Annotated in this window: 19 protein-coding genes and 1 tRNA gene; 8 read left to right on the forward strand and 12 right to left on the reverse strand. The window is 68.5% G+C overall.

Annotation, left to right across the window (positions count from 1 at the left end):
- Positions 1–112: 112 nt before the first annotated feature.
- A complete protein-coding gene (locus ACW17Y_RS07570) occupies positions 113–682 on the reverse strand; it encodes a glycine zipper 2TM domain-containing protein (RefSeq protein ID WP_492038131.1) in 570 nt (189 codons plus the stop codon).
- A gap of 149 nt (positions 683–831) precedes the next feature.
- Here ACW17Y_RS07570 and ACW17Y_RS07575 point away from each other — a divergent pair, with 149 nt between their 5' ends.
- Positions 832–2,070, forward strand: a complete 1,239-nt coding sequence (locus ACW17Y_RS07575; RefSeq protein WP_492038256.1) for a class I SAM-dependent RNA methyltransferase — start codon at positions 832–834, stop codon at positions 2,068–2,070.
- Here ACW17Y_RS07575 and ACW17Y_RS07580 read toward each other — a convergent pair.
- The 3 genes from ACW17Y_RS07580 to ACW17Y_RS07590 all read right to left on the reverse strand — a co-directional run bounded on the left by ACW17Y_RS07580 (position 2,067) and on the right by ACW17Y_RS07590 (position 5,846).
- Positions 2,067–3,212, reverse strand: a complete 1,146-nt coding sequence (locus ACW17Y_RS07580; RefSeq protein ID WP_492038132.1) for a DNA cytosine methyltransferase — start codon at positions 3,210–3,212, stop codon at positions 2,067–2,069. The two genes, ACW17Y_RS07575 and ACW17Y_RS07580, sit on opposite strands and share 4 nt — an antisense overlap.
- Before the next feature lie 429 nt (positions 3,213–3,641).
- Positions 3,642–4,718 carry a PA0069 family radical SAM protein gene (locus ACW17Y_RS07585; protein ID WP_492038133.1) on the reverse strand — a complete coding sequence of 359 codons (1,077 nt, stop codon included), beginning with the start codon at positions 4,716–4,718 and terminating at the stop codon, positions 3,642–3,644.
- Between the two features lie 75 nt (positions 4,719–4,793).
- The gene (locus ACW17Y_RS07590; protein ID WP_492038134.1) at positions 4,794–5,846 is read right to left on the reverse strand and encodes an NAD(P)H-dependent flavin oxidoreductase; all 1,053 of its coding nucleotides are present in this window, start codon (positions 5,844–5,846) and stop codon (positions 4,794–4,796) included.
- 88 nt (positions 5,847–5,934) lie between these two features.
- Here ACW17Y_RS07590 and ACW17Y_RS07595 point away from each other — a divergent pair, with 88 nt between their 5' ends.
- The 3 genes from ACW17Y_RS07595 to ACW17Y_RS07605 are packed head-to-tail and all read left to right on the forward strand — an operon-like array spanning position 5,935 to position 7,859.
- Positions 5,935–6,504: a LemA family protein gene (locus tag ACW17Y_RS07595; RefSeq protein ID WP_492038135.1), complete on the forward strand. Its 570-nt coding sequence runs from the start codon at positions 5,935–5,937 to the stop codon at positions 6,502–6,504.
- A 6-nt stretch (positions 6,505–6,510) separates the two neighbouring features.
- The gene (locus tag ACW17Y_RS07600; protein WP_492038136.1) at positions 6,511–7,554 is read left to right on the forward strand and encodes a M48 family metallopeptidase; all 1,044 of its coding nucleotides are present in this window, start codon (positions 6,511–6,513) and stop codon (positions 7,552–7,554) included.
- 11 nt (positions 7,555–7,565) lie between these two features.
- Positions 7,566–7,859 (forward strand): DUF6958 family protein, encoded by a 294-nt coding sequence (locus ACW17Y_RS07605; RefSeq protein ID WP_492038137.1) that lies wholly within the window; start codon positions 7,566–7,568, stop codon positions 7,857–7,859.
- Here the strand turns inward: ACW17Y_RS07605 and ACW17Y_RS07610 are convergent.
- From ACW17Y_RS07610 to ACW17Y_RS07620, 3 genes are all read right to left on the reverse strand, one after another.
- Positions 7,856–8,590: an arginyltransferase gene (locus tag ACW17Y_RS07610; protein ID WP_492038138.1), complete on the reverse strand. Its 735-nt coding sequence runs from the start codon at positions 8,588–8,590 to the stop codon at positions 7,856–7,858. The genes ACW17Y_RS07605 and ACW17Y_RS07610 overlap by 4 nt on opposite strands.
- A gap of 120 nt (positions 8,591–8,710) precedes the next feature.
- Complete coding sequence (locus tag ACW17Y_RS07615) at positions 8,711–9,613, reverse strand: flagellar motor protein MotB (RefSeq protein ID WP_492038257.1); 903 nt, start codon at positions 9,611–9,613, stop codon at positions 8,711–8,713.
- A 71-nt stretch (positions 9,614–9,684) separates the two neighbouring features.
- Positions 9,685–10,251: a manganese efflux pump MntP gene (locus ACW17Y_RS07620; protein ID WP_492038139.1), complete on the reverse strand. Its 567-nt coding sequence runs from the start codon at positions 10,249–10,251 to the stop codon at positions 9,685–9,687.
- A gap of 138 nt (positions 10,252–10,389) precedes the next feature.
- Here ACW17Y_RS07620 and ACW17Y_RS07625 point away from each other — a divergent pair.
- Positions 10,390–10,474: transfer RNA gene (locus ACW17Y_RS07625), tRNA-Leu, on the forward strand.
- A gap of 236 nt (positions 10,475–10,710) precedes the next feature.
- On the opposite strand, the gene ACW17Y_RS07630 is transcribed toward ACW17Y_RS07625, so the two are convergent.
- Positions 10,711–12,369 (reverse strand): amino acid permease, encoded by a 1,659-nt coding sequence (locus ACW17Y_RS07630; RefSeq protein WP_492038140.1) that lies wholly within the window; start codon positions 12,367–12,369, stop codon positions 10,711–10,713.
- A 240-nt stretch (positions 12,370–12,609) separates the two neighbouring features.
- Between ACW17Y_RS07630 and hrpB the strand changes: the two genes are divergently transcribed.
- Together hrpB and ACW17Y_RS07640 are read left to right on the forward strand one after the other, a co-directional pair.
- Positions 12,610–15,039, forward strand: a complete 2,430-nt coding sequence (gene hrpB / locus ACW17Y_RS07635; protein ID WP_492038141.1) for an ATP-dependent helicase HrpB — start codon at positions 12,610–12,612, stop codon at positions 15,037–15,039.
- A gap of 62 nt (positions 15,040–15,101) precedes the next feature.
- Positions 15,102–16,388, forward strand: coding sequence for an MFS transporter (locus ACW17Y_RS07640; protein ID WP_492038142.1), 1,287 nt, complete (start codon positions 15,102–15,104; stop codon positions 16,386–16,388).
- Here ACW17Y_RS07640 and ACW17Y_RS07645 read toward each other — a convergent pair.
- From ACW17Y_RS07645 to ACW17Y_RS07655, 3 genes are all read right to left on the reverse strand, one after another.
- Positions 16,385–17,179, reverse strand: coding sequence for a TrmH family RNA methyltransferase (locus ACW17Y_RS07645; protein ID WP_492038143.1), 795 nt, complete (start codon positions 17,177–17,179; stop codon positions 16,385–16,387). The two genes, ACW17Y_RS07640 and ACW17Y_RS07645, sit on opposite strands and share 4 nt — an antisense overlap.
- A complete protein-coding gene (locus ACW17Y_RS07650; RefSeq protein WP_492038258.1) occupies positions 17,176–18,075 on the reverse strand; it encodes a class I SAM-dependent methyltransferase in 900 nt (299 codons plus the stop codon). The genes ACW17Y_RS07645 and ACW17Y_RS07650 overlap by 4 nt, the downstream gene beginning before the upstream one ends.
- A 141-nt stretch (positions 18,076–18,216) precedes the next feature.
- Entirely contained in the window at positions 18,217–19,611 is a 1,395-nt protein-coding gene (locus ACW17Y_RS07655; RefSeq protein ID WP_492038144.1) for a glycosyltransferase family 2 protein, read from the reverse strand.
- Between the two features lie 160 nt (positions 19,612–19,771).
- Between ACW17Y_RS07655 and ACW17Y_RS07660 the strand changes: the two genes are divergently transcribed.
- Complete coding sequence (locus tag ACW17Y_RS07660; RefSeq protein WP_492038145.1) at positions 19,772–20,398, forward strand: TetR/AcrR family transcriptional regulator; 627 nt, start codon at positions 19,772–19,774, stop codon at positions 20,396–20,398.
- A 4-nt stretch (positions 20,399–20,402) separates the two neighbouring features.
- Here ACW17Y_RS07660 and ACW17Y_RS07665 read toward each other — a convergent pair whose 3' ends face one another.
- Complete coding sequence (locus tag ACW17Y_RS07665; protein ID WP_492038146.1) at positions 20,403–22,460, reverse strand: lytic transglycosylase domain-containing protein; 2,058 nt, start codon at positions 22,458–22,460, stop codon at positions 20,403–20,405.
- Between the last annotated feature and the right edge of the window lie 8 nt (positions 22,461–22,468).

The following is a 22,468-nucleotide window of genomic DNA, read 5'->3' on the forward strand; positions in this document are numbered from 1 at the left end:
TGCGTTAGCGACCCCACCAAAAAGAAACCGCCGGTGGATTTCTCCACCGGCGGCCCGTCACGACGTCGATCGACAGGGGGGCTGAAAAATATCGACGCCGCGAACCCTTTGATCAGCGCGGCAGCCAGCCGCGGCGCGGATCGAAATAGTAGTGGCCGTCGGCCGAGACCTCGTAGCCGTTCTCGTAGCGGCGGTCGTTCCGACGGTCGTCGCGGCGATAATCCTGGCGGTCGTTGCGGTAGCCACGGTCGTCGTAGCGGTTCGAGGAAAAGGCCCGGTCGTCGTAGCGGTCGTTCGAGCTGTAGTAGGTCGGGGCCTGCGAATAGGTGCTGTTCGAACGGCAGTTGTCGTTGGATGAGCGGCCGACCTGGGCGCCGACGATGGCTCCGAGCACGCCGCCGATGATCGAACCCTCGGTGCGGTTGCCGCGGGCGGCGATCTGCGAACCGGCGACGGCGCCGACGCCTGCGCCGATCAGTGCGCCTGCCCCGGTCCGGCCCTGGCCGAGCGTCTGGCAACGGTCCTGATAGCGGTCGTTGTAGCCGTAGGACTGGCTGTAGCCTTGGTTCTGATTGTAGCCGTTGCCATAGCCGTAGGACTGGGCCGATGCGGCGGCTGGAACGAGGGTGGCGGCGGCGGCCAGAGCGGCGGCGACGACGGCGGACTTCACGAAGGCGGTCATTTGAGAGAACCCCTGTTCGGCGCCGGGAAGGTCCGGCGTCTTGTTGGATCGACGTATGGGCCACCGAACCTGAATGCGTTTTGAGCGGGCCGTTCATCTTCGTTCAGGTTTCGGATTTCTGTCGGAGCGCCTAGAAGCCGGCGATGACCATGACGCTGAAGATCGCCCATGTGGCCGGGCAGGGGGACGGCGTGGCCCATACGCCCGACGGGCCTGTGTTCGCGCCCCTGACCTTGCCGGGGGAGACCGTGCGCGGCGAAGTCGTCGATGGACGGATGGAGACGCCCGAGATCCTTGAGGCCAGTCCCGACCGGATCGCGCCGGTGTCGCCCCAGTACGGCGACTGCGGCGGGTGTTCGCTGCAGCACTGGGCGAGCGGGCCGTATCTGGACTGGAAGCGGGAGCTGGTGGTCTCGACGCTGGCGCGCGAGCGGATAGAGACAGAGGTCGAGGCGACGGTGGCGGTGCCTCCGGGGACGCGGCGGCGGCTGGCCCTGCATGCGCGGCGGCTGGAGGACGGCCGGGTCGTGCTGGGGTTCAAGGCGCGCAAGTCGTGGCGGCTGGTGGAGGTCTCGACCTGTCCTGTCGCGGATCCCCGACTGGTGGCGGCCTTCCCGGCCCTGGCGAAGGTCGCGGCGGCGTTTCTGGAGCACCCGAAGTCGGCGCCGACCCTGCACGTGACCTGGACGCTGGACGGGCTGGACGTCGACGTGACCGGGATCGAGCGGAAGTCCGGCGGGCTGTCGGCGGACCGTCAGATGCAGGCGATCCGGGCGGCGCGGGAGGCGGATATCGCGCGGCTCAGCATGGCCGGCGAGACCCTGATGATGGCGCGCCAGCCCCGGGTGCAGTTCGGGCCGGCGATCGTGCCCCTGCCGGCCGGCGGCTTCCTGCAGGCCGTGCCGGAAGCGGAGGCCGCGATGGTCGAGCGGGCCGTGGCGGCGGTGAAGGGGGCAAAGAAGGTGGCGGATCTGTTCTGCGGGACCGGGACCTTCACCTTCCCGTTGGCGACAGTAGCCAGCGTGATCGCGGCGGACGCTTCGGCGGCGGGGATCGCGGCGCTGAAACAGGGGATCGGCTCGGCCCGGGGGATGAAACAGATCACGGCGGAGGCGCGCGACCTGTTCCGGCGGCCGTTGTCGCCCTACGACCTCAAGGGCTGCGAGGCGATCGTGTTCGACCCGCCCCGGGCCGGCGCCATCGACCAGACCGCCCAGATCAAGGACACGAAGGCCTCGGTCGTGGTCGGGGTGTCGTGCAATGCTCAGACCTTCGCGCGGGACGCCCGGGTGCTGATCGACGCGGGGTTCCGGCTGGAGACGGTCACGCCGGTGGACCAGTTTCTGTGGTCGGCCCACGTCGAACTGGTGGGCGTGTTCAAGCGCTAGGCGGCCTTGACGGCGACGCTGGCTGATCCAGTGAGCGGCTCGAACAGATACCGGGCCAGATGGCGGGCGACGGGGACGACGACGCCGTCGCCGGTCAGGTGGTAGGCGTCGGTATAGCTCCGTGGCAGGACATAGCTGTCCGGCAGGCCCATCAGCCGGGCGGTCTCGCGGGCCGAGATCAGGCGGGAGCGGATGAGGGGGCCGTCGACGACGAGGATGGTCTGGCGGCTGGAGCCTCCGGAAGGGGTGCGCAGGCAGCCGGCGACGTCGTCGAAGCGGACCTCGGCGCGCTGGGCCTTGGTTCCGGCGGCGTCGGTGCGGGTGCGGCGGTAGACCCCCCCGACCATGCGGCGGCCGGCGCGCTGGGCGGCCTGGAGCTTGGCGCGGTTGACCGGGGACATAAGCGACAGGAGGCGGTCGGTCTCGGCGAGGGTGTGCCAGGCGACGCTGTCGGGAGTGTCCTCGATCAGGTCGGCGAAGGTTGAAGCGCGGCGTTCGGGCGACGGCAGGTTCCACCACAGGGCGGAGACGCGCAGGTCCTCGGGCAGGCGGTCGACGGCGCGGACCACGGCCGGAGTGTGAAAGGGGGCGATGGGGCCGGGCGCGGTCAGGTCGGGGGAGATGGACGTCCCGGCGTGGATGCCGACGACGAAGAGGCGAGGGCGGGACTGGGGCACGAACCGGTCGGCGTTGATGACCAGGGCGCCGAAGCGATAGCCGGCCCCGGCGAAGGTCCTGCACATGGCCTCGAAGTCCGCGCCATTGCGGGACGTGAGAGCGCCGCAGACGTTCTCGACGGCGACGAGGCGGGGGGCGCGGCCCTGGGCGGCGAGGCCGCGAACGAGGTCCCAGAAGGCGTAGAAGGTCCCGGAGCGTTCGCCGGCGAGGCCCGCGCCGTGACCGGCGAGGGACAGGTCCTGGCAGGGGAAGCTGCCCCAGACGAGGTCGGGGCGGCCGGGCAAGGCGGCCGCGTCGAGGGCGCGGATGTCGCCGACGGTCAGTTCGCCGCCCGTGCCCCAGTTGGCCTGATAGGTCAGGCCCTTGCGGGCGTCGAAGTCGTTGGCGAACAGGCAGTCCCAGCCGGCGCCGAGGCCGGCGCGCACCATGCCGCCTCCGGCGAAGAACTCGTAGAAGCCGGGCATGGCTCAGGTCCGGGCGTTGAGGGAATCGCACATCGGGTCAGGGTGCCGACGGGGGCGAGTCGCGTCCATCCGGGGATTGGACTCTGAGGACACCGAGTCCACAGGGTGCAATTTGGAGGAAGTCGTTTCCATACAAATTTCTGACGGGGACTTCTGCGGCTTCGTCTGATGTTTGCTCAGTTGAAAGGCCATTCTTTGGCGCGATGTCGCACGGCGCGGCCTCAGCGATTGGCCTCTGTCCTTTCGTCATCCTCCGGCGAGCGCAGCGAGACCGGGGGACGCAGCGGCGCCGAAGGCGATCTGTTCAGGCAGGATGTTGGAAGCAGAGCGTGCGTGGCAGGTTCGCGCTCTCACGCGCCGCTGCGTCCCCCGGTCTGCGCCGCCAAGGGGCGGCTTGCCGGAGGATGACGAAAGTAGAGACGCAAGACTTTACCCGAACAGCTCCAGCTGCGCCCTCGCATCCGCCGGCACCCGGAACTTGGTCATATCCAGCTCATGCCTCGGCCCGTCGAGGCCGTAGCGTTTGACGGCCGCCTTGAACCTCGCGGAGATCAGGTCGGCGACGGGGCCGGTTCCCTTCATGCGCTGGGACCAGTCGGCGTCGTAGTCCTTGCCGCCGCGCGTCTGGCGAACGAGGGACATGACGCGGGCCGCGCGGTCGGGGCGGGCCTCGGCCAGCCACTCGGCGAAGAGGGTTTTGATCTCCAGCGGCAGGCGCAGGGTGACGTACATGGCCGTGGTCGCTCCGGCCTTTGCGGCGGCCTCCAGCACAGCCTCAAGCTCATGATCGTTGAGGCCAGGGATGACGGGGGCGAAGCCGACGCCGACGGGGACGCCCGCGTCGGCCAGCCGCTTCACCGCATCGAGGCGGCGCGCGGGCGTCGCGGCGCGGGGCTCCATGGTGCGGGCGAGATCGCGGTCCAGCGTCGTGATCGAGACGAAGGCGCTGGCCAGACCGTCGCGGCCCATCGGGCCCAGGATATCCACATCGCGGGTGATCAGATTCGACTTGGTGATGATGGAGAAGGGCTGGTTGAACCGTTCCAGGACTTCCAGCAGGCCGCGCGTGATCCTCTGCGTGCGCTCGACCGGCTGATAGGGGTCGGTGTTGCCGCCTATGTGGATGCGCTTGCAGACATATTTCCGCGCGGCGAGCTCCTGTTCCAGGAGACGCGGCCCTTCGGGCTTGAAGAAGAGCCGGCTCTCGAAATCCAGGCCCGGGGATAGGCCCATCCAGGCATGGGATGGACGGGCGTAGCAGTAGATGCAGCCATGTTCGCAGCCTTTGTAGGGGTTGATCGAGCGGTCGAAACCGACATCGGGACTGGTGTTCTTCGTGATGATCGTGCGGACGTGTTCGGGCGTCAGGGTCGTCCGGAGCGGGGCCGGCGCCTCGTCCTCCGCCGTCCAGCCGTCATCGAAATCCTCGTGCAAGACGGGTTCGAACCGGCCGGAAGCGTTGGTGCGTGCGCCGCGTCCTTTCTTCGGCTGGGGAGCGGGAGACATGGGAGGAGGCTATGGCCTCGAAGGGAACAAAGCAAGAACAAAAAGAACAGACGTGGACCTCGGCCGGCGCCCGGATCAGGCCGGGTTGGTCATCTCATCGACCAGGGTTGCGACAAGATCGGACGCAGGCATGACCCGGGCCAGGGGCGCGCCCTGACCCGCCCACTGGGCCGCGAAACCGGTCTCGCCAGCGGTCCTGGCGGCTGCGTTCAGCGCCTTTCCGGCGTCGTAGGCGATCGGATAGTCGGGCACGGTCGCGGTCAGACTGCGGCCCAGCGCCGTGAACCGGTTGGGCAGGCAACGCGCCGGACGGCCGGAGATGGCGCGGGTCATTTCGGTGTGGCAGGCGGCCTCGCTGGTCAGCAGGGCGCGGTAGGCGGGGTCGGCAGCGCTCTCCGGACAGGCGATGAAGGCGGTGCCGAGCTGGGCGGCGACGGCGCCGAGGTCCAGCGCCGCGCGGATGCCTGCGCCCTCCATGATGCCCCCCGCGGCGATGACCGGCAGTCCCGCCCGGGCGACAAGGATGCGGCTCAGGGCAAGCGTGCCGAGGCGGCTGTCGTCGGCGTCGGGGTCGAACATGCCGCGATGGCCGCCGGCCTCCCAGCCCTGGGCGACGACCGCGTCCATGCCGGCCGCCTTGCAGGCGAGGGCCTCTTCAAGGGTCGTGGCGGTGGCGATGAGGAGGCAGCCGGCCTGTCTCAGCGCCGCGACCCGGTCGGCGGCGGGCAGGCCGAAGTGAAAGCTGACCACAGGCGGGGCGGCGGCGAGGATGGCGACGAACATGGGCTCGTCGTCCGCGAAGCTGGCGTAGGCGGGCTTGAGGGAAACGGGCGGCTCGGCGTCGAATGCCAGGAATGTCGGGGCGAGGGCGTTCAGCCAGGCCGCCTCGACGTCGGGATTGGCGCTGGGCGTGGCATGGACGAAGAGGTTCACATTGAACGGTCGTGCGGTGAGGGCCCGAACATCGCGGATCATCACGGTCGCGCCAGCCGCATCCACCGCGCCGACGGCGATCGAGCCGAGCGCGCCGGCCTCCGAAACCCGCGCCGCCATCAGCGGGGTCGAGGTCCCGGCCATCGGGGCCTGGATGATGGGCGTCGTGACGCCGAGCCGCTCGAGGAAGGTCATGCGGTTCAGTTGGGAACGAGGGGCGCCGATTTCACTATCCGGCGTTCGCCCTTCGCGCGATAATCGCTGTCATCGCAGGGGAGCTGTCATGATCACACTCATCGTCATCGGCGTTATCGTCGTCATCCTGATCTTCGTGGTCATGGGGGCCTACAACCGGCTGGTCGCGCTGGACCAGAAGGCGGACCAGTCGTTCGCCGACATCGACGTGCAGCTGAAGCAGCGGAACGACCTGATCCCCAACCTGGTCGAGACGGTGAAGGGCTATGCCACCCACGAGCAGGAGACGCTGAACGCCGTGACCCGGGCGCGCGCCGCTGCCGCAGGGGCAACCACGGTCGACGACAAGGTGACCGCCGACAACATGCTGACCGGCGCCCTGGGCAAGCTGTTCGCGGTGGCCGAGGCCTATCCGGACCTGAAGGCCAACACCAACTTCCTGGAGCTGCAGCGCGAGCTGGCGGACATCGAGAACAAGCTGGCCGCCGCGCGCCGCTTCTTCAACAACGCCGTGGCCGAGTTCAATGCGGTGCGGGCCCAGTTCCCAACCGTGCTGTTCGCCGGCATGTTCGGTTTCGGGACCGAGAAGCCCTTCTTCGCCGTGGACGCCGCGGATCGCGCCGCGATGACCGCCGCGCCGCCGTCGGTGAAGTTCTAGGTTCGCATGGCCGCTGTCGGTCTCCAGACCCACATCTGGGCGAACAACACCCGGTCGACCCTGCTGCTGATCGGTTTTCCGGTCATGCTGGTGGTGGTTCTGTTCGGGCTGGAGCTGGTGTTGATGGGGTTCGGCTTCCTGCCCAATTCGGGCGGGACGCTGGGGGACGACATAAACTACGCAGTGGGGATGCTGGCGGGGACGATCCCGCTGGCGATCGTCGTCGCCCTGATCTGGTTCGTCATCGCCTGGTTCGGCAACCAGGCGATGATCGATGTCATGACGGGCGCGCGGAAGGTCGAGCGGCAGGACGCGCCGGAGCTCTATAACCTGCTGGAGAATCTGGCGATCTCGCGGGGCCTGCGGACGCCGGCGCTGCGGATCATCGAGTCGGACAGCCTGAACGCCTTTGCCTCGGGCATCCGGGAGGGCCACTACAGCGTCACGGTCACCCGTGGGCTGATGGCCGCCCTGGACCGCGACGAGATGGAGGCGGTGCTGGCGCACGAGCTGACCCACGTCATCAACAAGGACGTGCGGACGATGGTGATCGCCTCGATCTTCGCCGGGATCATCAGCGTCATCTGCCAGCTGGTGTTCCGGGGGCTGATGTATGCGCGCGGCGGCAAGAGCAACAAGAACGCCGGGCCGCTGATCCTGATCGGGTTTGCGATCGCGGCGGTCGGCTATCTGTTCGCCGTCGTCATCCGGCTGATGCTGTCGCGGACCCGGGAGTATGTGGCGGATGCCGGGGCGGTCGAGCTGACCAAGAACCCGGACTCGATGATCTCGGCGCTGAGGAAGGTGTCGGGACGGTCGAAGCTGGAGGCTCCGGACGACGTGCAGGGCATGTTCCTGGACAATGAGCGTGCGGGGTTCACCGACGCCCTGTTCGCCACCCACCCGTCGATCGACAAGCGGATCGCGGCGCTGGTGAAATTCGGCGGCGGGCGGGATCCGGGGGTGTGGGATCCGAACCTGCTGGAGACGGGCTTGCCGGTGGATACGGCCGTGCCGCAGACGACCTCGACCGCCGTTCCCTACAGCTGAGGGCACTGCCGATGGCCAGGCGCAAGATCGAGGTTCAGAACGTCGTCAGTCCCGGCCACATCCAGTCGGTCGATGCGGACAAGTACCAGGCGACGCGCGACGCCTATCTGTCCGTGCTTGGCAGCGAGGCGCCGGGCATGACGCCGGCGGAGATCAAGGCGGCCTTGACGCCCAGACTGCCCGAGGATCTGTTCCCGGGCGGGGCGACGGCCGGCTGGTGGGCCAAATGCGTTCAGCTGGATCTGGAGGCCAGGGGCGTCATCGTGCGTGCGGCCGGCAGTCCGGTCAGGCTGCGGAAAGCCTAGTCGATGCGCGTCCAGCCGAGAGGTTTGAGGACTTCCATCGGCCGGAACCGGGCCTTGTAGTCCATCTTGGTGGAGCCCTCGACCCAGTAGCCCAGATAGACGAAGGGCAGGCGGACCGCCTGGGCCTGACGCACGTGATCGAGGATGGCGAAGACGCCGAGCGACCGTTTGACCAACTCGGGATCGAAGAAGCTGTAGACCATCGACAGGCCGTCGGAGAGCAGGTCCGCCAGGGTAACCGCGACCAGATCGCCCGGGCCTTCATCGGTCGAGGGCAGGCGATACTCGATCAGATGGGTGCGGACCGCCGTGTCCTCGACCATGGCAATATAGTCGGGCCAGGTCATGTCGGTCATGCCGCCGCCGGGATGGCGGTGGGCGAGGTAGCGTTTCAGCAGGGCGAACTGCTCCTGGGTCGCCTCGGCCTCGACCAGGTCGCGTGACAGGTCGTCGTTACGGGCCAGAACCTTGCGCTGGCCGCGCGAGAAAACGAACTCGGGCGCGGGCAGGCGGACGGAGACGCAGGCGTCGCAGCCCTCGCAGGCGGGGCGGTAGGCGATGTTCTGGCTGCGGCGGAACCCGGCGTGGGTCAGCTCGTCGTTGACGTGGGCGCCGTCCGAGAAGGGCAGGTTGGCGAACACCTTCCGCTCGGTCATGCCGGGCAGGTACGGGCAGGGCGCGACCGCCGTCATGAAGAAGCGAAGCTGGCGTGTCGGTACGTGCTGCGTCACGTCACCACGTCCGCATCCGATTTCGTCCGGCGTAAGGCAGGCTCGCGTCCATCGGACGATCTGGCGTCAATCCGTCCTGCGCTGCAAGCTGGTTCGCGCCGCTAACGAACGGCGCGACGGTCACAGGCTGGTGTCCGTGGGCAGGACCGGGGCCTCGCGCAACAGGACGATGGCGATGCGGCGGTTGCCGGCCAGAGAGGGATCGTCCGGGTACAGAGGATCGGAGCCCGCCTTGCCTGCGACCGAATAGACCCGGTCGGCGTCGACGCCGGCGGCCTGGAGGATGGCGCGCGAGGCGTCGGCGCGGCCGGCGGACAGGGGCCAGTCGGACGCCGTGGAGGCGCGACCCGATCCGGCGACGGCCGAGGTGTGCCCGGAGATGGAGATGCGGTTCGGGAGCCGGTTCACGACCCCGGCGATGGCGCGCAGCAGGACCTGGGCGCGGGCGTTGGGACGGGCCGAGTTCTGTTCGAACATCGAGCGGCCTTCCTGATCAACCAGCTGGATGCGCAGGCCTTCGGGCGTCTGGTCGATGATCAGCTGTTTCGACAGCTCGGCCAGTTCCGGCATGCGCTGCATGGCCTGGCGCAGGGATTCGGCGGCGGACCGGAACTCTGCGGCCTCGCGCGCGGCGATCTCTTCGCGCAGTTCCTCTTCGGAGGCGGCGGCGAGGTTGGCGTTGGTCCCGGCCTCCTCGGGCGCATCGACGGGCGCTTCCGGAGCCTGCTGCTCCAGCACCGACATCGAGCCGGAACTCTTGGAGCCGTCTTCGCCCAGCGAGGTGCCGCCGAGGATGCCGCCGGAGCCGGAGGTGGTCTGGGACACGCTGGCGGGGGCGAAATACTCGGCGATGCCGCGCTTCTGCTCCGGATCGGTCGTGTTGATCAGCCACATCAGAAGGAAGAAGGCCATCATCGCGGTCACGAAGTCTGCGTAGGCCACCTTCCACGCGCCGCCGTGGTGGCCGCCGCCGACCACCTTCTTGACCTTCTTGATGATGATCGGACGTTCGGCGGCGTTCATCGACTCGGGGACCTGCAGGAATTCAGGCAGACCCTCGACGATCAAGGTTAATGCGACCTTTCAGCCGGGCCTCAGACGGTCAGAAACCCGAGGTGTTCGAGCAGGATTGTCGTGCCCAGGGCGATCAGGGCGATACCGCCGACCAGTTCGGCGATCTTCCCGAAGCGAGCGCCGACGGCGCGCCCGATCAGCATGCCGACCGTGGTCAGGGCGAAGGTCGTCAGGCCAACGCTGAGTGCGATGACCCAGATGTTCGCGCCCAGGAAGGCCAGACCGACGCCCACGGCGGCCGCATCGATACTGGTGCCCACGGCCGTGGCGATCAGGGCCCAGGGACCGGACCGGGTCGGCGCGGCGTCTTCGCTCGGGGACTTCGATGCCTCGTGGATCATCTTGCCGCCGACGACGGCCAGAAGAACGAAGGCGATCCAGTGATCAACGCTCTCGACGAACCCGGCGGCCAGCAGGCCGAGGCTCCAGCCGATCAGCGGCGTGATGGCCTCGATCACGCCGAACACCGCCCCGGCTCTGACCGCCGAGCGCCAGGTCGGTCGATGCGCGGCGCCACGTCCCACGGCGGCGGCGAAGGCGTCGGTGGACATGCTGAGCGACAGGACGGCGATGGCTCCGGGCGTCATGGATCGATCTCGCCGGGCAATCGCTGCGCCCGGCCGGTTCGAGCGGCGGCCGTCCTAGGGGATGGCGGATCAGTTAGCCCAGACTGAACTGACATGACGGTTGTCGCAGGCGCCGTCAGGTCCTAGACACGCCGCCACGCGGATGTGGCGAAACTGGTAGACGCACCAGATTTAGGTTCTGGCATCGCAAGATGTGGAGGTTCGAGTCCTCTCATCCGCACCATCTTTTTTTAAGAGCGCTATCGCTCGCGCCGCGGGCGCTCGCTGCTTGAGCGCATTTTCGGCACGATATCTCTCGGCTCGCGGAGCCTGGGTGCCTGAGCGCTGTTCTGGCCGAGCGCCAACGCTCGCGACGCGGTCGCTCGCTGCTGAGCGCAAATTTCTCGTCCACGGTGAGTGACCAAAGAAAAAGGCCCGGGATTGCTCCCGGGCCTTTCTCGATTCCGCTGTGAGGCGGGATCAGTCCTTCTGGTTGTCGACGCCGGAGCCCATCGCCTCGGCCGGGGAGGACATGGTGGTCTCCTCGGTGATGTCGATGCCCTTGGCGAGCTTCGAGTTCCAGAAGCCGTAGGCGGCGTAGATCACCGCACCGACGGCCGCATAGCCGCCCAGCAGCATCAGCGGGAGGGGATTGTCCTCCGCCGCGTGCTGGAACATCGGGATCAGGTTCTGGCTGGCCAGGAACAGGCAGGCCAGGATGCCCAGGACGGCGGTGAAGATGCCGCCCGGGACCTTGAACGGACGCGGCATGTCCGGATGCTTGATGCGCAGGAAAATCACGCTCAGGCAGACGATCGAGAAGGCCGTGGCCGTACCCAGCGAGACAAGGTCGCCAAGGATCGAGATCGGCAGGAAGGCCGCCGCGATGGCGATCAGCGCGCCCAGCAGGATGGTGCCGATCCAGGGCGTGCGGTACTTCGGATGGATCACGGCGAAGGCGCGCGGCAGCAGGCCGTCGCGGGCCATCGTGTAGAAGATCCGCGTCTGGCCGTAGCAGAGCACCAGCATCACCGAAGACAGGCCGGTGATGGCGCCGATCTTGATCATGAAGCTGATGATGTTCAGCGGCTCTCCGCTGGCCAGAATGATCGGGGTGTTGGCCCAATCCAGGCTCATGCGGTCGATGGCGACGGCGACGGGAGCCGGGCTGGCCAGCTCCAGGTAGGGAACCACGCCGGTCATGACGGCGGCGACGGCCATATAGATCAGGGTGCAGACGAACAGGGCGCCCAGGATGCCGAAGGGCACGTCCTTGGACGGGTTCTTGGCTTCGGCCGCAGCGGTCGAGACAGCCTCGAAGCCGACGTAGGCGAAGAAGATGATCGCCGCGCCCCGGAAGATGCCGCCGACGCCGAACTGGCCGGCGACCCCGGTGGGTTCAGGGATGAAGGGCACCCAGTTGTCCGGGTTCACATAGCCGATGCCGACCGCGATGAAGGTCAGCAGAACGATGATCTTGATGACCACGATGACGTTGTTGATGCTGGCCGATTCCGAAACGCCCAGAACCAGCAGGCCGCAGACGGCGGCGATGCCGATGGCGGCGACCAGGTTGAACGTGCCGGTCAGGGGGAAGGAGGTGGCTCCGGCGTCCTGGACCAGTTGCACCAGAGGCGTCGCCCACTGGGGGCCCTCGCCGCCGGCGTAGGCGATGGTCGGGAAGATCTGCTGGCTGATGCCGAAATCGGTCAGGATCGAGACGACGTAGCCGGACCAGCCGACCGCCACGGTCGAGGCCGCGACGCCGTATTCCAGAACCAGCAGCCAGCCCATGATCCAGGCGAAGACCTCGCCCAGGGTGCCGTAGGCGTAGGTGTAGGCCGAGCCGGAGACCGGCATGGTCGAGGCCAGTTCGGCGTAGCAGAGGCCGGCCAGGCCGCAGGCGATGCCGGCGACGATGAAGGACAGCATGATGGCCGGCCCGGCGTTGGCCGCAGCCACCTGGCCGGTCAGGACGAAGATGCCGGCGCCGATGATGGCGCCGATGCCCAGACTCATCAGGTTCCACTTGCCGAGCGTGCGCTTGAGCTCGCTCTTGGCGGCTTCCTTCTGGATCTGCGCTACGGATTTTCTGAGGAACAGTCGGTTCCCCTTGGGCCTAAGGCCATCTGCGGACATACGTCGCGCCCCCTCGATACGAAAACACGGCGAACCCTCCCCGGGCCGCCTTCCAGCGCGGGACGCTAGCGACGGATCCACGCAGGTGCAACGCGGTTTCCGATCGATGAAGACCCCGCAACGGTTTCGTGACCTCGCGAGTGGCTATCCGAACGCACATTCCTTGGTCGCAGGGCGGCGCCGCGCTAGTGCAGCCGCTTTTTTCTTGGGGCTATCGCGCTTTGCGCTACTTGAGCCTCGATGATCCTGCCCATTCTCGCCGTGCTGGAAGAGCTGAAGGTTGCGGTCGCCGCGAATCCGGCGGTCGTGCTGGCGGCGCCGCCGGGTGCGGGGAAGACGACGGTCGTCCCGCTGGCGCTGCTGGACGTCGACTGGCTGGGCGACCGGAAAATCTTGTTGCTGGAGCCGCGACGGCTGGCGGCGCGGGCGGCGGCGGAGCGGATGGCGCAGACGCTCGGTGAGAAGGCCGGGGACACGGTCGGCTATCGCACCCGGTTGCAGAGCCGGATCGGGCCGAAGACGCGGATCGAGGTCATCACCGAAGGCGTGTTCACGCGGATGATCCTGGATGATCCCGGTCTGGAGGGCGTCGGGGCGGTGCTGTTCGACGAGTTCCATGAGCGGAGCCTGGACGCAGACCTGGGGCTGGCGCTGGCGCGGGACGGTCAGTCGGTGCTGCGCGACGACCTGAAGCTGGTGGTCATGTCGGCGACGCTGGATATCGCGGGAGTGTCGCGCTTGCTGGATGGCGCGCCGGTGATCGAGGCGCAGGGGCGGGCGTACCCGGTGGAGACTCTCTATCTGGGGCGCAATCCGGTCGAGAGGATCGAGGATGCGATGATGCGGGCCTGTCTGACGGCGCTCGGCGACCAGTCGGGGTCGGTGCTGGCCTTCCTGCCGGGGCAGGGGGAGATCCATCGGACGGCGCAGCGGATTAACGAGCGGCTGCGGGATCCGTCGATCTATGTGGTCGCCCTGTATGGCGCGCTCGACAAGGAGACGCAGGATCGGGCCATCGAGCCGGCGCCGGTCGGGCGGAGGAAGGTCGTGCTGGCCACCTCGGTGGCCGAGACCAGCCTGACCATTCAGGGCGTTCGGGTCGTCATCGACTGCGGCCTGTCGCGCGTGCCGCGATTCGAGCCCTCGAGCGGGCTCACTCGGCTGGCGACGGTGCGGGTCAGCCGGTCTTCGGCGGAACAACGCCGGGGTCGGGCGGGGCGGACGGAGCCGGGGGTCTGCTACCGGCTGTGGGACGAGGAATCGACGCGGGGTCTGGTCCCGCATCAGAGGCCGGAGATTCTCGAGGCCGACCTGACGGGTCTGGCGCTGGATCTGGCGCGGTGGGGGGCGCGGACGACGGAAGGGCTGGCGCTGCTGGATGCGCCGCCGGCCGGGGCTCTGGCGGAGGCGAGGGCGGTGCTGACGCGGCTGGGGGCGCTGGATGAAACAGGCGCGCTGACCGGACACGGACGGCGGCTGACGCGGATGCCGCTGGCGCCGAGGCTGGCGCATCTGGTCGTCGTGGCGGCGGATCGCGGGGATGCGGGATTGGGCGCGCGGATCGCGGCGGTGCTGAGCGAGCCGGGCCTTGGCGGGAACGACGTTGATCTGAGGGACCGGCTGAAGGGGTTCGAGCGGGACCGGTCGGCGCGGGCGCAGGATGCGCGCAAGCTGGTCGAGCGCTGGGCGAAGGCGGCAGGCGGTCGGACCGGCGGTGGCGATATCGAGCCGGGCGATCTGCTGTCCGAGGCCTTCCCCGAACGGGTGGCCAAGGCGCGGGGCAAGCCGGGCGAGGTGCTGCTGGCGTCGGGGCGCGGGGCGTTTCTCGATGCGACGGACGGGCTGGCGCGCGAGGGTTGGCTGGCGGTGGGCGACCTTGGCGGCGGGGAGGCCAGGGATCGCATCCGGCTGGCGGCGCCGCTGGATCCCGCGTCGCTGGAGGCGCGGCTGAAGACGGACGACCGGCTGGTGCGCGAGCCGTCCGGGCGGATGGTCATGCGCCGGATCAGGCGGGTGGGCGCGATCGTCTTCGACGAGAAGATCACCGGGGCGCCCGATCGCACCGCGATCACGAAGGCGCTGCATGACGAAGTCGACGCGGACGGGCTATCGGCGTTGAAGTGGGGTGAACGGTCGAGCGCGGTTCGGGCGCGACTGGCCTTCCTGCATGGACAGGACGCGGACTGGCCGGAGGTTTCGGATGCCGCATTGCTGGCGCGGCGCGAGGACTGGCTGTGGCCCTTGATCGAGGGCGTGCAGGACCTTTCGCAGATCAGGGACGAGGCCCTGGCGCAGGGGTTGGAGGCGCTGGTTCCGTGGGATCGACGTCGGGCGATGGACGACATGGCGCCGACGCGGCTGACCACGCCCCTTGGGTCGGCGGCCATCGACTACGGCGCCGAGGGCGGGCCGCGTGTGGATATCCGGGTGCAGGAGCTGTTCGGGGTGACGACCCATCCGGCTGTGGGCGGAGGGCGCATTCCGCTGACGCTGGCCCTGCTGTCGCCGGCGCGCAGGCCGATCCAGATGACGAAAGACCTCCCCGGCTTCTGGCGCGGGTCGTGGAAGGATGTGCGCTCCGAGATGCGCGGCCGTTATCCGAGGCATCCATGGCCCGAGAACCCGGCCGAGGCGCCGCCGACGAACCGGGTAAAACCGCGCGGGACCTGAACCGCTTGACCGATCAACGGTCGCTGTCGCATCGATGGATCAACGACAAGGGGGACACGCCGTTGACCGAACCCGCACTGCTGATCACGCCCAGCCCGGCCTCGACGCGCCGCGTCCTGTTCGCCAGCCTGATCGGCACGACCATCGAGTTCTTCGACTTCTACATCTACGCCACCGCGGCGGTGCTGGTGTTTCCGGCGCTGTTCTTCCCGGGCGGCGATCCGCTGACGGCGCAGTTGCAGTCGTTCGCCACCTTTGCCCTGGCCTTCTTCGCGCGGCCCGTCGGCGCCGTGGTGTTCGGCCATTTCGGCGACCGGGTCGGACGGAAAGCCACGCTCGTCGCGGCCCTGATGACGATGGGGATCTCGACGATCGCGATCGGCCTGTTGCCGACCTATGCGCAGATCGGCGTGGTCGCGCCTCTGCTGCTGGCCGTGTGCCGGTTCGGTCAGGGGCTGGGGCTGGGCGGCGAATGGGGCGGGGCGGTTCTGCTGGCGACCGAAAACGCGCCGCCGGGTCGCAAGGCCTGGTTCGGCATGTTCCCGCAACTGGGCGCTCCGATCGGCTTCATCCTGTCGACAGGATCGTTCATCGTGCTGACCTCGGTGATGAGCGAGGAGGCGTTCCTGAGCTGGGGCTGGCGGACCCCGTTCCTGGCCAGTGCGGTGCTGGTCATCGTCGGCCTGTGGGTTCGGCTGCGGATCACCGAGACGCCCGAGTTCAGCCGTGTCATCGAGCGGGCCGAGCGGGTCAAGACGCCGGTCCTGACCCTGTTGGCGAAGTACAAGGGCGCGCTGATCCTGGGGACGCTGGGCGCGACGACGACCTTCCTGCTGTTCTATCTGATGACCGTCTTCGCCCTGAGCTGGGCGACGACGAGCCTGGGCTTCACGCGCGCCGACATCCTGCCGACCCAGCTGGTCGGCGTGATCTTCTTCGGGGCCTTCATCCCGATCTCGGCTCTGGCGGCTGACAGGTTCGGTCAGATCAAGGTGCTGATCGCGGCCTCGGTCGGGATCGGCCTGTTCGGCTTCCTGATCGCGCCGCTGTTCAATGGCGGGCTGACGGGGCTGCTGATCTTCTTCTCGCTGGGGTTCGCGCTGATGGGCGCGACCTATGGCCCGCTCAGTTCCGCCATGGCGCGACCGTTCCGGGCGGCGGTGCGCTACACCGGGGCGTCGATGGCCTTCAATCTGGCGGGGATCGCGGGAGCGTCGGTGGCGCCCTATGCAGCGACGTCGCTGGCCAAGACCTATGGCGTTCCGGCTGTGGGGCTGTATCTGGCGGCGACGGCGACGATCACCGTGCTGGCCCTGATCGGCATGTCCCGCCTGAAGGACGAAGACTAGTCGGTCACCGCATAGACCATCACGCCCGTGGCGATGGCCAGGTTCAGGCTGTCGGCGCGGCCGCGCATGGGGATCTTGACGTTGACGTCGCAGGCGGCGGCCAGCGCATCGGTCAGGCCGGCCTGTTCGTTGCCCATGAGGATCAGGCTGGGCCGGGCATAGGCTGCGTCGCGATAGCCAACGGTGGCGTCGAGACGGGTGCCGACCACGCTGCCAGGCCAGGTCTCGCGCCAGGCGAGGAAGTCCTGCGGCGTGCAGCGGGCGATGGCGACGGCGAAGACCGAGCCCATGGTGGCGCGGACGGCCTCGACGGAGAAGGGGTCGACGCAGTCGCCGATCAGGATGACGCCGCCACATCCGGCCGCGTCGGCGGTGCGGATGATCGTGCCGAGGTTGCCGGGGTCGCGGACCTGTTCCAGCGCGACCCAACAGGGAGCGGTCCCGGGCTTCAGGGCGGACAGGGGGGTGTAGGCCTGTTCGAACACGCCGAGCACCGTCTGCGGGTTCTCGCGACGGCTGATCTTTTCGAGAATGGGATGGGTGACCACGACGATCTCGCCGCCGGCCTTGAGCGTCTCGGCGCGGGCGCGGTCGAGCAGCGGATGGGGACGCGCCTCCATGCCGACGAGCAGGGTTTGCGGCGCGCGACCCTGATCCAGCGCTTCGCCGATGAACTTCAGACCCTCGGCCAGGAACAGGCCCGTGGCCTCGCGCTCCTTGCGCATGTGCAGGGCGCGGACGGCCTTGACCGTGTCGTTGGTCAGGGAGGTGATCAGACGTTCGTCGCTCATGACGCGGACCACCGGGCGAAGAAGCTGAGGCCGATGGCGCGCGCGTCGGGACCGTCTTCTGACAGAGCCAGTTCGCCCCAGTCGATGCGGCCGCCGCGATCGGCCGTGGCCTCGCGCATCTGGTGCGCCAGCGACAGACCCGAGATGCGCGCGGCGTAGGCGTTCAGCAGCAGGAAGTCTGCGTCGTCGGCAAGCAGGGCGGCGCAGTCGGCGAGCAGGCCCGGCATGTCCTCGAACAGGCGCCAGACCTCTCCGGTGGGACCGCGTCCGTATTTGGGCGGGTCCAGGATGACGCCCTGGTATTTGGCGCCGCGCCGGACTTCGCGGGCGACGTATTTGCGGGCGTCCTCGACGATCCAGCGGATCGGCTTGTCGGACATGCCCGAGAGTTCGGCGTTCTCGCGGGCCCAGGCGACGGATTTCTTGGAGGCGTCGACGTGGGTGACCTCGGCGCCGGCGGCAGCGGCGGCGAGCGAGGCGACGCCGGTGTAGCCGAACAGGTTCAGGATGCGAGGCTTCTGGAGGGTGCGGATGCGGGCGTCCAGCCATTCCCAGTTGGCGGCCTGCTCCGGGAAGAAGGCCAGGTGGCGGAAGGGGGTGAAGCGGCCGACGAACTTCACATCGCGCCAGCTCAGCGGGAAGGCGTCGATGGCGCCCTGTGCGTCGAAGCGCCAGCGGCCGGCGTCCTCTTCCTCCTGCTGGGGGTCGAAGGTGGCGGTGGCTCGGTCGAAGGCGGCCGGGTCGCGCGGCTTCCAGAAGCACTGAGGCTCCGGGCGGACGACGGTGTAGGGGCCGTAGCGCTCCAGCTTCCGACCGTCGCCGCTGTCCAGCAGGGCGTAGTCCGGCCAGCCGCGCGTGACGAGGGTTTCGGGCAGGGAGGACAGGACGGGCGGCATCGGCATGGCCTCTAGAGCCTGATCCGGAAAAGTGTAAGCAGTTTTCCGGTCGGATCAGGCTCCAGCATAACGCTGGACCTTGATTCACGGCATCAGTGGAATCGCGAAGCGATTCCTCCTCAGCCGATCAAGGTCCTGCCGTCAGGCGGCCTCGCGTCCAGCTTCGACCTCGGCGATGGCGGCGATCTCTATGGCCGGATCGCATCGATGGCGGGTCTTGTCCCAGGCGAAGGGTTGAGCCGCCAGACGCCAGACCGCATGGCCGAACGCAAGCGTCAGAAGCGACCAGTAGGCCGGGGCGACGATCATGTCGGCGGCGGTGTAGGGCACGCCCGCCCGTCGCGCGCCGATCTTTCCGTTCAGCCAGGCGGAGGCCATTCCGACGACCAGAACCGCCAGTGCGAACCGGGGCGCCTCCGGCGTCAGGCCCGCAACCGTCGAGATGGCGATCGTGGCGATGAGCCAGGCCAGGGACGGGGCGTGGGCTATGGCGGCCAGGAGCGACAGGCCAAGGGTCATCGTCAGGGAGAGGCAACCGCGCCAGCCCAGCCCGGCCGGCGACCGGGTGTGGACACCCCAGGTCTGCATGAAGCCTTTGAGCCAGCGCGTCCTCTGGGGCAGCCAGTCGATCATTTCGCCCGGCGGCGTCTCATAGGTGGGACGCCGGAGGGTGCCGAGGCGGTAGCCACTGCGCCACAGACGGAAGCCCAGATCGGCGTCCTCGGTCACATTGTGGGAGTCCCATCCGCCGACCGCGCGCAGAGCCCGGACGCTGAAATGATTACTTGTCCCGCCAAGTGGAAACGGAAATTCGAGCCGCGCCATGGCGGGCAGGGTGACCTCGAACAGGGCGGCGTACTCGACCGCGAACTGGCGACCGATGAAGGAATGTTCGGAGCCGGCGGGCAGACGTATGCGCAGCGGCGCCTGAAGGGTGGCCAGGCGCCCTGTTGGATCGGCTGCGAAACGGGCGACGGCTTCGCGCAACTGCTGCGGATCCGGGTCGTCCTCGGCATCGTAAACGGTGAGGAGGGCGCCGGAAGCGACTGCGAGGCCCGCATTGAGCGCCGCAGGTTTGGTTCTCGGGCCGCCGGGCGGGACTACGAACACCTTCAGCCAGGCCGGAAGTCTGCATCTGGCGGCGGCGTCGAGGGTTGGATGATCGTGGGCCTCCAGAAGCAGGAAGCCTTCCAGCCGGTTGCGGGGATAGTCGATTGCGTCGAGACGTTCGACCAGCTGGGGCAGGATTTCCGCCTCGTCCAGCAGGGCGGCGAGGACGGTGTAGCGCGGCAGTTCGGGCGCCGGCTCCGGATCGGGGGCGAGGCGAAGGCTCACGAGGATCAGCAGGACACGCCAGGCGGCCGCGACGAGGAAAACGATCTGCGCCAGCAGGATAAGAACCATCGCGGTGACGGCGCCGTTCGCGGCGAGGCTCCATCCCAGACCACCGACCGCCATCGCGACGACGATCGACTGGCCGAGGCCGCACGACCGCATATCCGCCCGATAGGGATACCCGCTCGTCAGGATACTCATGCCACCCCCGATACCCGCGAAGGTTAACGACGTATCCCAAGGTTGTGTCTCAGGCAAGCCGTTGGCGCCGTCGTGGCAATGGGGCTATGCAGAGGCGAGGCGGGCCCCGTTGGCGCGCTGGTTCTCCTTCATGGAGCTCAGCGTGTCGGCTGAAACTGTAATGTCCTCAACCGCTTCGTCCCGCTCGACCCGCAAACCTAAAGGCGAGGGGCACGCCCGCCGTGCGGAGATTCTCGCCGCAGCGGAACGTATCTTCGTCGACGTCGGATACGAGGGCGCGACCATCCGTCGGATCGCCGACGAGGTCGGCCTGTCGTCGACGGCGCTCTACATGCACTTCTCCGAGAAGAGCGAGATCCTGCACGAGATCTGCCGGCTGGCCTTCGCGCGCCTGCAGGCGGCGAACGCGGCGGTCGTCGCCGAGGGCGGTCCGCCGGAGGTCGTCCTGCGCAAGCTGATGGAGGCCTATGTCGACTTCGGCTTCGAGAACCCCAACGCCTATCGCCTGACCTATCTCACCCGCCCCATCGAGGCGCGGGATGGAGCCCAGAGCGCGGCCCAGATGCTGGGAGGCGAACTGTTCCGGGCGTTCGAGGCCATCGTGGAGGAGGCGGGCGCCGCCGGTCGTCTGCGCGGCGATGCGCGCGCCTCGGCCCAGACGCTGTGGGCCGGATCCCACGGGGTCGTCTCGCTGATGATCACCAAGCCCTATTTCGATTGGGTCGATCGGGCGTTGCTGACCCGGACCATGCTCGACGCCCTGTTCGCGGGGCTGCTCAAGCCCTGAATCCTCAGGGCTGGTAGGGCTGGGGTCCGCCGGCGCCGCGTGCGATGTCGGCCGAGGTTGTGAGCGGGGCCGAGCCGCCGTTCAGACGGGCCTTGTAGACCGCCATATTCTCCATCACCCGCATCATGTAGTTGCGCGTCTCGGTGAAGGGCGCGCACTCGATGAAATCGACAGGATCGATGCCGCCGCCTGCGACGCCGCCGCGCGGATCGCCGCAGCGGGCCACCCACTGCGGACCCCGTGCGGGCCCGGCGTTGTAGCCGACCGTGGTCAGCAGCATGGAGCCCCGGAACTGGCTCATCAGCTCGCCGAGATGATAGCTGCCCAGGGTCATGTTGTAGTCAGGGTCCCACAGCCGCTCGGCGGAGTAGCTCATGCCCAGACGACGCGCGACGCCCGAGGCGGTCGAGGGCAGGAACTGCATCATGCCGCGCGCATCGGCGCCGGAGCGGGCGCGGGGGTCGAAGCTCGACTCCTGACGGGTGATGGCCAGGGTGAAAGACAGCGGGGCTGCGCCGGCGACTTCGGGCGGGATGCGGATCGGGTATTGGCGTTCGGGCAGAAGGAAGCCGCGCTGGCTCGCTGCGCGGCCGACCATCATGGCCCCGAAACCGTCGCCGTAGCCGCGCGTCATGTCCATCAGCAGCGCCAGGTCGTTTATGCCCGGCAGGGTGTCGTCGAGGTGGTAGGCGAAGACGCGATACAGGCTCGTTTCACCAGTCTCGCCCAGAATGCGGGCGGCGCGGACGACCTCGTTGGCCTCGAACGCGGCGACGTCGTTGCGGGTCGGGACGGGTTCGGCCGGCAGGGTCAGGGTGGTGATCCCGGCCTTCTCGGCGGCGAGCTGGCCGTAGAAGGTCTGGATGTGGCGTGCCCCACCCTGATAGAAATTCTGGGCGGCGGCGCGGTCGCCCTGGGCCTCGGCGGCGCGGCCCAGCCAGTAGAGGGCGCGGCCCTGGGTGATCGGGGTCGAGGACGACTGGCGCAGGGTCTCGAAATGACCGGCGGCGCGGGCGGGATCGCCCAGCTTCGTCAGGGCGACCCAGCCGGCGAAGAACTCGGCGTCGACCTTGCGCTCGCCCGCCGGGAAGCCGTGGCCGGCCATGGAGTCGTAGGCGGCCCGCCATTCGCGGCGCTCCAGGGCGTCGAGGAAATAGTTGCGGCGCTCGTTCCACAGGGCGGTCTGGCCGTCTGCATGCAGGGGCGCGGCGGGCAGGGCGGAGAGGAGCGCGAAACCCTCGGACTGACGGTTGGCGGCGCGCAGGATGCGGACGCGCTCCAGCACCACGGCGGAGTCCATCGCCTGCGACGGCGAGAGGTTGGCGACGATGCTGTCCGGCGAATACGCGCTGCGCAGGCTCATGGCGGCGGTGGCTGTCGCCCGTCGCTCCGGGGACACCAGGTTCAGCATGGCGCGGGTCGCCGGGCCATGCGGACCGGTCAGGAGCATGTTGAGGCGGGCGTCGTGGTCGCGCTGCGTCAGGCCTGAACCCCAGCGAGTCAGGATTCGGCTCTGGGTCGCTTCGTCGAACGACTGGGTTTGCCACCATTCCTGGATCAGCAGGCGGGCCTCGCCGGAACGGCCGCGCTCGTCGAGCGCCTCGGCGAGAGCAATGGCGCCCTGGATCGTGGTTGGACGGGAGGAACCGAAGAAAGCGAGGGTCGCATCGGCGCCCATGCCGGCGCGCTCCAGCGCCTGCTCGCCCGCTGCGATGCGGGCTTCGGCGCGGGGCCAGGCGCGCATGGACTGAACGTCGTTGGACAGCTCGGTATAGGACAACTGCGCAGCAGCGGTGTCGACCAGAGCCCATTCGACCAGCTTGCGGGCGGTCGGGTCGCTGATTCCGGAGATAGCGTTCTGGGTCCCGACCACGTCGCGGGCGCGGGCGGCGGCCAGACCCTGGCGGAAGGAGGCGGTGTCGGCGTCGCTCAGGATGCGGGCCTGATAGCCGCTCTGCGCCGTCTGGCCCGTGACGTAGGGCGTCGGCTGACGGTTCAGGTCGGCGGTCTGAGGAATCGGTGCGAGAACGGCCAGTACGGCCGCGAGGCTGGTCGCGAGCATGAAGTGTC

This window comes from Brevundimonas sp. AVps7, from assembly GCF_058681545.1.